The sequence below is a fragment of the Variovorax sp. P4_D9 genome (genome assembly GCF_056401695.1).
Genome location: NZ_JBFUIU010000326.1, coordinates 1 through 9,706, shown reverse-complemented (window position 1 = coordinate 9,706; position 9,706 = coordinate 1). Strand labels below are relative to the sequence as shown.

Genomic DNA, 9,706 nt, shown 5'->3' with positions numbered 1-9,706 from the left:
TGAGCACGCATCTCAGACTTCGATGACGTGGGCCRCACGCCGATGTCGCCGCACATTGGAGGCGATCATGGAAGTCATCTATCCGCGCTGCGCGGGCCTGGACGTGCACAAGCAAACGGTGGTGGCGTGCGTGCGCATCGCCAGCGACGGACCGCCGTCGCAGGAGGTGCGCACCTTTGCCACCACCACCTCGGGGCTGCTGGCCCTGGCCGACTGGCTCGACTCCTTCGGCGTCGAACAAGTGGCCATGGAGGCCACCGGCGTCTATTGGAAGCCCGTGTGGCACGTGCTCGAAGGCCACTTCGAGCTGGTGCTGGCCAACGCCGCGCACGTGAAGAACGTGCCCGGGCGCAAGACCGACGTCAACGACTCGATGTGGCTGGCCGACCTGCTGGCCCACGGCCTGATCCGCGCCAGCTTCGTGCCGCCGGTGGCCGTGCAGGAGCTGCGCACCCTCACGCGCACGCGCAAGCAGTTCGTGCGCGAGAGGAGCGCGCATGTCTTGCGCATCGACAAGGTGCTGGAGGACGCCAACCTCAAGCTCGGCGTCGTGCTCACCGACATCATGGGCAAGAGCGGGCGCGCCGTGTTGCGCGCCATCGTCGACGGGCATGACGAGCCCGAGTACCTCGCCAGTTGCGTCAACACGCGAGTCAAGGCCAGTCGCACCGAGGTTCTTGAAGCCCTGCGCGGCCGGGTCAGCGCCCATCATCGGTTCATGCTCAAGCTGCACCTGGGTCACATCGACGCACTGGACCRGGCCATCGCCGACATCGAAAAGGAGGTGGGCCTCGGGCTCGAGCCGTTTCGACAAGCCGCCAGGCTCCTGAGCACGATGCCGGGCCTGAGCGATGTCAGCGCCCATGTGATCGTGGCCGAGGTCGGCATCGACATGTCGCGCTTTCCCACGCCCGGCCACCTGCTGTCCTGGGCCTGTCTGTGCCCGCGCAACGACGAGAGCGCAGGCAAGCGCCGCAGCACCCGGCTGCGCCGTGGCGGCAAATGGCTCAAGACCACGCTGGTGCAGGCCGCCTGGGCGGCCGTGAAGGTCAAGGGCGGCTACCTGCAGGCGCAGTTCCACCGGCTGCGCGCTCGCCGCGGCACCAAGAAGGCCATCATCGGCGTGGCCGCCTCCATGCTCACTGCCGCCTGGCACATGCTGCGCGACGGCACCGAATGGCATGACCTGGGCGCCGCCCACTTCGACCGCGCCGACGCCCACAAGACTGCCAACCGCCTCATCCGACGGCTCCAACAAATCGGCTACGAAGTGCAGGTCACACCTGCTTGAAGAGGGACGTTTCATCTCAGTTCCATAGTTCCATCATGCAATCCGTCATCCTCGTCACCGGCGCCGGCACCGGCATCGGCAAGCTCACCGCCCAGTCCCTCGCCGAAGCGGGCCACATCGTCTACGCATCGATGCGCGACATCGCGGGGCGCAACAACGTCCGTGCCGCCGAGCTGCGCGCACTGGCCGCGGCCAGGCGGCTTCAGCTGCACCCGCTCGAACTCGACGTGCTCTCGCAGGCGTCCGCCGATGCGGCCGCCGCGACCATCGTTCGGGAGCAGGGCCATCTCGACGTCGTGATGCAGAACGCGGGCCACCTCGTGGTCGGGCCGACCGAGGCCTGCACCCCCGAGGAGATCACGAGGGTGTTCGACACCAACCTGCTCGGCGCCCAGCGCGTGAACCGCGCGGTGTTGCCCTATCTTCGCCAGCAGGAGTCGGGCCTGATGTTGTGGATCAGCAGCACGACCACGAAAGGCGGTTTTCCGCCGTTCATGGGCCCCTATGGCGCGGCCAAGGCGGCGATGGATTCCCTGGCCGTGACGCTGGCTTACGAGATCGCGCGCTTCGGCATCGAAACCTCGATCGTCGTGCCGGGTGCGTTCACCCGGGGCACCGACCATTTCCCGAGCGCGGGCAAGCCTGCCGATGCGACCATCGCCGCCGCCTACAGCCGCTATGACGGTGTCATGGATCGGATCGGCGAGCGCCTCTCGGCGCTGACGCCCGACGCCGCCGACCCGCAGGCCGTGGCCGACGAGATCGTCCGCATCGTGGGCCTTCCGGTCGGCACCCGGCCTATGCGCTCGCTGGTCGACTTCGTGGGTGACGGCGCGGCCGAGGTGTTCGAGGTGTCGGAGCGCGTACGCATCGAGTTCGCGAAGCGCATCGGAATGGGTGACCTGCTCGAAGCCAGGGTCAGGCGCTGAGGGCGCGCTCGATCGACTTCGAGCCGAGTGAGGCTTGCAATCGCAATGCGCGGGAGACACACTGCACGCCTGAACCGCAAGGAGAACTCCCATGGGCCCAGAAGCACCGGAGCAGCACCGGCTCGACGAAGCGCGCGCGAACCGCGCCGCCTGGAAGAAGTGGGGGCCGTATCTCAGCGAGCGGCAATGGGGAACCGTGCGCGAGGACTACAGCGACAATGGCGATGCCTGGAACTACTTCACCCACGATCAGGCCCGCTCGCGCGCCTACCGCTGGGGCGAGGACGGCCTGGGCGGCATCAGCGACGACCATCAGGTGATGTGCTTCGCGCTGTCGCTATGGAACGGGCACGACCCGATCCTGAAGGAGCGCGCCTTCGGTCTCGCCAACAGCGAGGGTAACCATGGCGAGGACGTCAAGGAGTACTACTTCTATCTCGACTCGACGCCGACGCACTCGTACATGAAGTACCTGTACAAGTATCCGCAGGCGGCCTATCCGTATGAGGACCTCGTCGCCACCAACCGCAGCCGCGGCAAGCACGAGGCCGAGTACGAACTGCTGGACACCGGCGTGTTCGACGACGACCGCTATTTCGACGTCTTCGTCGAGTACGCGAAGGCCGCGCCCGAAGACATGCTGGTGCGCATCACGGTCTTCAATCGCGGCCCGGACGCGGCGTCCCTGCACCTGCTGCCGACGCTGTGGTTCCGGAACACGTGGTCGCAGCCGGGCGGGGGCTCCAAGCCGAGCCTCGAGCGCCTCGACACCACCGGACGCGCCACCGTCCGCGCCCGCCATACCGATCCGCTGTTCCTGGAATCGCTGGGCGACTACGAGCTGCACTGCGACACGGACGTGCCGCTGCTCTTTACCGAAAACGAAACCAACAATGCCCGGTTGTTTGGCGGGACCAACGCCTCCGCCTTCGTGAAGGACGGCATCCACAACTTCATCGTCCACGGCGACACGGGTGCGATCAATCCGGCACAGCAGGGCACCAAGATGGCAGCGCACTACAAGATCGACGTCGCTGCCGGGCAGTCGCAGGTGGCCCGGCTGCGACTGAAGGCCAGCGGGTCTGGCGTCTCGGCCAGCCCCTTCGAGGACTTCGATGCCGTCTTCGCGCAAAGGCTCCAAGAGGCCGACGCGTTCTACGCCTCGGTGACGCCGCCCGCCGTTCGCGACGACCCCGACCGCGCGAGCGTCATGCGTCAGGCATTGGCCGGCATGCTGTGGACCAAGCAGTACTTCTACTACGACCTCGATCTGTGGCTCGACGAGCATGGCGCGGGCAGCCAGCTGCCGCAGTCGGAGCGCCGGCGGGTGCGCAACATCGATTGGGCGCACATGTTCAACGACGACATCATCTCGATGCCCGACAAATGGGAGTACCCCTGGTACGCCGCGTGGGACCTGGCCTTCCACATGATCCCGCTGGGCATGGTCGACCCCGACTTCGCCAAGCAGCAGCTCGACCTGATGCTGCGCAACGACTACCTGCATCCGAACGGCCAGCTGCCCGCCTACGAATGGAACTTCGGCGACGTCAATCCGCCGGTGCATGCCTGGGCGACGATGCAGCTGTTCCTGGTCGACAAGGAGCGCCGTGGCGACGGCGGCGACATCGAGTTCCTCAAGTACGCGTTCTCCAAGCTGCTGGTCAACTTCACCTGGTGGGTCAACCGCAAGGACCGCACCGGCGCCAATGTCTTCGAGGGCGGCTTTCTCGGGCTCGACAACATCGGCGTGTTCGACCGCTCGTCGCCGCTGCCCACGGGCGGCTACCTGGACCAGGCCGACGGCACCGCCTGGATGGTGTTCTTCAGCCAGCAGATGCTGCGCATCGCGGTCGAGCTGGCGATGCAAGAGCCGTTGTACGAGGAGTTCGTCGAGAAGTTTTTCCAGCACACGCTGTTCATTGCCGGGGCGATGGACCGCGTCGGCGAGCGTCACGACGAGATGTGGGACGAGGAAGACGGCTTCTTCTACGACGTGCTGCGTCTGCCGGACGGCAGCTCCACGCGGCTGAAGGTCCGTTCCATCGTCGGCCTCTTGCCGTTGGCCGCGGTGGCCGTGTTCGAAGAGGACATCCTCGCGAAGCTGCCGAAATTCAGGGAGCGGGCGCGACAGTTCCTGGCGCGCCACCCCGAGCTGGCGGCCAACATGCATCTGCCGCAAGTGCCAGGCGTGGCCAATCGCCGGATGCTGGCCATCGTCGACGAGAAAAAACTGCGTCGCATCCTCGCGCGCATGCTGGATGAAGGCGAATTCTTCGGCCCGCATGGCATTCGCGCGCTGTCGCGCAGCCACCTGGAGCATCCGTACGTCTTTCAACACGCCGGGCAGGAATATCGCGTGGCGTATGTACCAGGCGACTCCGACTCGGGCATGTTCGGCGGTAACTCCAACTGGCGCGGGCCGGTCTGGATGCCGATCAATTACCTGCTGTACACCTCGCTATTGCGCCTGTATGCCTATTTCGGCGAGGACTTCAAGGTCGAATGCCCGACCGGCTCGGGACAGATGAGGACGCTGCTCGAAGTGGCGAAGGAACTGGGCGAGCGCCTGAGCCGGATCTTCCTGCGTGGCAGCGACGGCGCTCGGCCGGCCTACGGCGCGGACCGGAAGTTCCGCGATGACCCTCACTGGCGCGAGCTGGTGCTCTTCTACGAGTATTTCCACGGCGACACCGGCGCCGGGCTCGGCGCCAGCCACCAGACGGGATGGACCGGCTGCGTGGCGCGCATCATCCAGATCAATGCCGTGCTGACCAAGGATCTGCTGCTGATGCCGGGCGCGGAAGCCGCGGCGGCGCGGGCGTTGCACGGCCTGCGCCAGGGGCCGGGTTCGGCCGCGGCGTCGCCGTCGGGCCCAGCCAGGCGGTGATCGTCGTGCCGAAACCACGCTATCCCGCGCTCTACCAGATCAACACGCGGGTCTGGTTGACGGCGCTGTCGCGTCCGCTCGGCCGTCCGGCCACGCTGGACGACATCGCCGACGCCGAACTCGATCGTTTGGCTGAGATGGGCTTCGACTGGCTATGGCTGTTGAGTGTCTGGCAGACGGGGGAAGCCGCGCAGCGCATCTCGCGCAGCGATCCGTCGTGGCGGCGCGAATTCGAGCAGACGCTTCCCGACCTTCGCGAGGAGGACATTGCGGGTTCGGGCTTTGCGATCACGGACTACCGCGTGCACCGCGCCCTGGGCGGTGACGCGGCACTGGCGCGGCTGCGTGAGCGCATGCGGCAGCGAGGGCTGCGCCTGATGCTCGACTTCGTGCCGAACCACATGGCGCCCGATCATCCCTGGACCGACGAGCATCCGGACTACTTTGTCCTTGCCAGCGAAGACGATCTGGCGCGTGCGCCCCAGAACTATTGCCGCCTGGCGACGAAGAACGGCCCCTTGTTGCTCGCGCACGGCAGGGACCCGTACTTCGACGGCTGGCCCGACACGCTGCAGCTCGACTACGGCAACGCCGATCTGCAGGCGTCGATGATCGGCGAGCTCGAACGCATCGCCGGCCAATGCGATGGCGTGCGCTGCGACATGGCCATGCTTGTCGTGCCCGAGGTGTTCGAGCGCACTTGGGGCATCCGGTCCGATCCCTTCTGGCCGAAAGCGATCGAGGCGGTGCGACGCTCGCATCCCGACTTCCTGTTCATGGCGGAGGTCTACTGGGACATGGAATGGGCCCTGCAGCAGCAGGGCTTCGACTACACCTACGACAAGCGCCTGTACGACCGCCTGCACGACAAGCGCGCTCGCCCAGTGCGCGAACATCTGCGCGCGGACATGGGCTACCAGGACAAGCTCGCGCGCTTTCTGGAGAACCACGACGAGCCCCGAGCGGCAGCCACCTTCGCGCCCGAAGTCCACGCCGCTGCGGCCGTGCTGACCTTTCTTTCACCGGGCTTGCGCTTCTTCCACCACGGGCAATTCGAAGGTCGGCGCACACGAATCTCTCCGCACCTGGTTCGTGGGCCGGATGAACCCGTGGACGACATGCTCGAACAGTTCTATGGCCGGGTGCTCGAAATATTGCGTCTGCCAGGGCTGCGCGACGGCCATTGGTCTCTGCTGGATTGCATGCCGGCCTGGGCTGGCAACGACAGCTCCGACAACTTCATTGCCTTCGATTGGGAGGGTGCCGCGGACCAGCGGGTGCTGGTGGGCGTGAACTATTCGCCGCAGGCCTCCCAGTGCTTCGTGCGCATGCCTTTCCCGCAGATGGCGGGGCGCGTCTTGCGGATTCGTGATCTGCTCGGCCCGGCGGTCTACGACCGCCCGGGCGACGACCTGCTCGCCCGGGGCCTGTTCCTCGACCTGCCGCCCTGGGGCCACCACGTCTTCGACGTGCAATGGCTTGCCTGATGCGAGACCCGCCCGGACCCCGCGGGTGGTTCACCCGGCCTGCGCGGCAGCCAGCGATTCGAACGCTTCGAAATCCCGCGTCTCCAGCAGCAGCGGCCGATGAGGCGCCTCGTGGTAGCGCTCGATGGCGCGGGCGTCGATGATCTCCGCGTGCTCCTTGTAGGCTGCCACCAGGGTGTCGCCCCCGCCGCACGCGCCGAACAGGTCGCGCAGCGGATCTTCCGAGATCTCGGCGACCACCCGTTCGCTTGCTGGGCCTTCCGGGTAGATCGCAAACCGCACGGTGGCGGTGTCGAAACAGTAGATTGCCTCAGTCATTTCCTTTGCCTCCGCTCTCGGCAAAGGCACGCAAAGCTGGTGCTTGGCATGCCTTCACATGCCTCTACATGATCTGCGCCTGCGCCTCGAAGGTCCAATGGAAGCTCTCCGGCCAGTGCGGGCTTTTTCCTATACGGCGGGGAGTGCCTACGGGGCGATGGGATTCCGTTTTTGCTCTTCCAGTTGTTGCCGGCGGCGCACGGCCTCGCACTGCGGATGCGACTTGAAGCCCGGCTTCAAGCATTGCGAGGCCATGCATTGCGCAGCAGCGATGAAGTTCATCGGCGAGCAAGTTGCCATCGGGTTGGCTGACGCCAGTGCCGTTGGCCTTGGCGCCTCGGCCACGGCCGGGGCGGAAGTCGTCGCAGTGTCCGCGCTCACGCCGAGTTGCCGGCCTGGTCCAGTTATCGGGACAGGCACGGGCGAGCGAACAACGGCTGCAGCGGGCGCATGGGCCGGACGATCCGCTTCGCTCAGGGAGTTGATGGGACGCGACGACCCCGGGACCGGGGCGACCTGCGAAAGGACATTGCCGGAGGAGGGCGCAGCCAGAGCGGCGACCTCCGGATTCTCATGCGCGTTCTTCACTCCTGCAACTTCCTTGGGAGCGCCGCCCGGTCGCGGAGGGTCCACTTGTGCGCTGCCGGCGGCATAGAGATACCAGCCGCCCGCGCCCGCGACGAGCCAGCCGGCCGACCCGATGACCAGCGAAGCGATCAGGCCGGCGATGCTGATCCAAAGGCCTTTGGAAGCGGGAGCCGCTTCTTTGGCAGCCGTTTCGTTCGGCGCAGGTGTGGTTGGCTTCGACTTGAGACCTCCCGGTGCGCGAGGCCGATTCAGGTACGAGGTTTCTGGCGCGGCTCGGACCGTCGGCGCGAAATCGGTATCGGGGCAGCCTGTTGGTAGCGACGTGATGCATTCGATGCAGAACTTGGCGATTGACCGGTTCCGCGCCTTGCAGTTCGGACAGATCAGCGCCATGAGGACCACAGACCAATGGCGTCTTCCGGCAACGTCGAGATTGTCTGAAGCCAATAGACCATCCCCCGAGAGTGACAGAGTGCCGGCGTTTCGCGATGTGTGAAAGTTCACGCGAGGAAACAGAACTTTACAGTTTTGGCCTTGTCCGATGGCCGTGTTCCGTCGTCGCACACCTCAGTCGCTGAGATCTCGATTTGGCTTCTCTCTTTCCGGCCAGGCGCCGACCTGCTCGACGACCCAACGCGCATCGTCCAGCGGAAGGTCGTGACCCGCAGTGGGGTGCTCGGCGATCTTCGCGCGCCATTCATGCGCGAGGCGCCGCGAGCAACGTGCGTCGACCAGCGCATCGCGCTGGCTCGCGAGGACCAGCAAGGGCACGGCGGGCGCCCGCGGCGGCGCGCGGTAGCGCATCGCCGCGAGCAACTGCCTCAACGCATTGGCGCCGCGGACCGGCCGCTCTTCGCCAATGGCGGCCCATTGGTCGATCAATTCGACGACCTCCGGCCCGGAGCGCGGATGTCGGCTGGTCAGGCGCAGGATGATTTGCTCGCGGCGGCGGGCATCGCCGTTCATCAGCAGACCCAGCACGGCGCCGTAGTTGGCAGGCCGCAGGCGTTGGTACCAGGGGCTGAAGACGCGCAGGCTGGTATTGATCAACACGCAGCCATTGAGTTCGCCCGGATGCCTGTCGGCCCAATCCACGGCGACCATCGCCCCGAGCGACATCGCGAGCAGGTGGTACGGCGGTTGAACGCCAAGGGCCTGCAATTGCTGCCGGCAGTTGTCGGTCGCGGCCCCGATGCAGGTGGGGCTCGCCATCTGCCTCAAGCGGCCGTTTCCTGGGATATCGATCGTCAGCACGCTGGCGCCGGGCGGCAGCCGCTCTTGCAGCAGCTCGGGGAAGCGACCCCAGTGCGCGCTTTCGCGCGTCAGGCCGCGTAACAGGATCCAGGTGTCCATCGTCGCATCAGGCCCGCGCGCCGTACCACCGGACCAGGGCGCTCGCCCGGTGCCGCGCGCGCTGGGCGTTGGCCGGCATCCAGCGGGCGTGGCTGCAGACCGCGCGGGTGATGAAGTCCAGCCATCCGACATGGCGTCGCAACACGCGCTGGCGCCGGTGCTCGACCACTGGGTTGAAGATGCCGGCGCGCGAGAAGAGCTGCCGCGGATTCTTCAGCACCCAGCGCCACGAGCCCATCTCGAGCGTCATGGGCAAGAACACGCTGTCGGCCCGCTGGGACGCGCTCAGGTAGAGATGGTCCCAGAGGTCGCCATGGGTGAGGTATTGCCGACTCTGCGGCTCGACCACGTAGCAGTGGTGCGGCAGGGTCTGGTCGAGGAGTTCGGCGAAGGCATGCATCTCGGGGAGATGCGCGATCGGGCGTCCGGTGTGGGCGTAGGGGAACCAGACGCGATCGGTCATGCCGAACCCGGAATGACAGTCCACCGAGATGCTGAGCGGCCGGTCGAGCAGTTCCGCTTCGACGATGCGGCAAAGGGCCGCACTCTCACACTCCATTCGGGCCTTCTCGGCGCCTCGGTACCACGGCAAGGCGGCGCTGATCCGATGCCCGCCGATCAGATAGGGGACTCCTTCGCTGGATTCGATGGGCGCATTGCGCATCAGGTCGACGCCTCGGGGGTTGGCGCGCGTGCCCAGGCAGAGCCCGCCCGGGTTGACCAGCGGCACGAACACCAGCCTCAACGTCTCCAGCATCCGGTGCAGCGACACATCCCATTGCAGCCGCATCACGATACTGCGCAGGTAGGCGATCGCGACCTCGGCGCCGATCCGCTCCAGTCCGTGGAC

General features: G+C 66.4%; 8 protein-coding genes. 4 read left to right on the top strand and 4 right to left on the bottom strand.

The features are described 5' to 3' along the window. Positions 1-67: 67 nt before the first annotated feature. The 4 genes from AC1DY5_RS29215 to AC1DY5_RS29200 all read left to right on the top strand — a co-directional run bounded on the left by AC1DY5_RS29215 (position 68) and on the right by AC1DY5_RS29200 (position 6,597). Positions 68-1,291, top strand: coding sequence for an IS110 family RNA-guided transposase (locus AC1DY5_RS29215; RefSeq protein WP_478117109.1), 1,224 nt, complete (start codon positions 68-70; stop codon positions 1,289-1,291). Between the two features lie 35 nt (positions 1,292-1,326). Then, positions 1,327-2,220 carry an SDR family NAD(P)-dependent oxidoreductase gene (locus AC1DY5_RS29210; RefSeq protein ID WP_478117107.1) on the top strand — a complete coding sequence of 298 codons (894 nt, stop codon included), beginning with the start codon at positions 1,327-1,329 and terminating at the stop codon, positions 2,218-2,220. A 91-nt stretch (positions 2,221-2,311) separates the two neighbouring features. Beyond that, positions 2,312-5,110 (top strand): MGH1-like glycoside hydrolase domain-containing protein, encoded by a 2,799-nt coding sequence (locus AC1DY5_RS29205; RefSeq protein ID WP_478117105.1) that lies wholly within the window; start codon positions 2,312-2,314, stop codon positions 5,108-5,110. 5 nt (positions 5,111-5,115) lie between these two features. Further along, on the top strand, positions 5,116-6,597 hold the full coding sequence (locus AC1DY5_RS29200) for an alpha-amylase family glycosyl hydrolase (protein WP_478117103.1): 1,482 nt from the start codon (positions 5,116-5,118) through the stop codon (positions 6,595-6,597). 30 nt (positions 6,598-6,627) lie between these two features. Here AC1DY5_RS29200 and AC1DY5_RS29195 read toward each other — a convergent pair whose 3' ends face one another. The 4 genes from AC1DY5_RS29195 to AC1DY5_RS29180 all read right to left on the bottom strand — a co-directional run. Beyond that, complete coding sequence (locus tag AC1DY5_RS29195) at positions 6,628-6,915, bottom strand: hypothetical protein (protein ID WP_478117101.1); 288 nt, start codon at positions 6,913-6,915, stop codon at positions 6,628-6,630. A 147-nt stretch (positions 6,916-7,062) separates the two neighbouring features. Next, entirely contained in the window at positions 7,063-7,896 is an 834-nt protein-coding gene (locus AC1DY5_RS29190) for a hypothetical protein (protein ID WP_478117099.1), read from the bottom strand. A gap of 174 nt (positions 7,897-8,070) precedes the next feature. Then, complete coding sequence (locus AC1DY5_RS29185; protein WP_478117097.1) at positions 8,071-8,856, bottom strand: alpha/beta fold hydrolase; 786 nt, start codon at positions 8,854-8,856, stop codon at positions 8,071-8,073. Positions 8,857-8,863: 7 nt separating this feature from the next. After that, a partial coding sequence (locus AC1DY5_RS29180; RefSeq protein WP_478117095.1) for a M14 family zinc carboxypeptidase occupies positions 8,864-9,706 on the bottom strand: 843 nt, incomplete at its 5' end.